This window comes from Staphylococcus sp. EG-SA-2 (assembly GCF_017152085.1).
The window spans coordinates 1-662 of the sequence record NZ_JACYHC010001172.1 but is presented as its reverse complement, the minus strand read 5'-3'; the positions used below and the strand labels follow the sequence as shown (position 1 = coordinate 662).

General features: G+C 35.8%; 1 protein-coding gene. It reads left to right on the top strand.

What is annotated here, in order from left to right; genetic code table 11:
* Positions 1-41 precede the first annotated feature (41 nt).
* A partial coding sequence (locus IDG60_RS28065) for an alcohol dehydrogenase catalytic domain-containing protein (protein ID WP_206161078.1) occupies positions 42-662 on the top strand: 621 nt, incomplete at its 3' end.

Below are 662 nucleotides of genomic sequence, written 5' to 3'. Positions count from 1 at the left end.
TTTAAAAGTAGCAAATGCCATTATTCAAGGTGATATTGCCGATGATTAATCAAGTATATCAACTCGTTGCACCGAGACAGTTCGACGTCACATATAATAATGTTGATATTTATGGTAATCATGTCATTGTAAGACCTTTATACTTGTCTATTTGTGCAGCTGATCAAAGGTATTACACAGGTCGAAGAGATGAAAATGTACTGCGCAAAAAATTACCAATGTCACTAGTTCATGAAGCTGTTGGTGAAGTTGTATTCGATAGTAAAGGCGTATTTGAAAAAGGTACGAAAGTAGTAATGGTGCCGAATACACCTACAGAAAAACACGACGTGATTGCCGAGAATTACCTGCCCTCTAGTTATTTTAGATCTAGTGGTTATGATGGTTTTATGCAAGACTACGTTGTGATGGCACATGATCGTATCGTTCCGCTGCCTAATGCCATTGATTTGAGTACGATTTCATACACAGAGTTAGTGTCAGTAAGTTATCATGCTATACAACGATTTGAACGTAAATCTATACCTTTGAAAACCAGCTTTGGTATTTGGGGTGATGGTAACTTAGGTTATATTACTGCTATTTTGCTACGTAAGTTGTACCCAGAAGCTAAAATTTATGTATTTGGTAAGACAGACTATAAATTAAGTCATTTTTCATTT